Raw genomic sequence first — 255 nt, 5'->3', positions numbered from 1 at the left:
CCTTTAATCCTGCGCGGGATATGGTACGACGGGACGATGATCTGGATGACCTCTGCCAGGTGCAGACACATATCCGGACCATCACCCACAGGGTGACGGACACCACCCTTAAGGTGGTGGCTGCCGACCCGAATACGGTATCCGGTATCAAGTCCGTGGGGACGCTGATTGATGAACTGTGGTTATTTGGCAAGCAGTACAAAGCGGAGGACATGTTACGTGAAGCCATAGGCGGCCTTGCCTCCCGCCCGGAAG

1 pseudogene is annotated in these 255 nt (G+C 56.9%); it reads left to right on the top strand.

The annotated features are described in order from the left end of the window. Positions 1–255: pseudogene (locus tag E0D98_RS26745) on the top strand (terminase large subunit); the annotation flags it as partial.

Source organism: Escherichia sp. KCJ4928, assembly GCF_004352695.1.
Classification (GTDB): domain Bacteria; phylum Pseudomonadota; class Gammaproteobacteria; order Enterobacterales; family Enterobacteriaceae; genus ECMA0423.
This window is presented reverse-complemented; position numbering and strand designations above follow the sequence as displayed.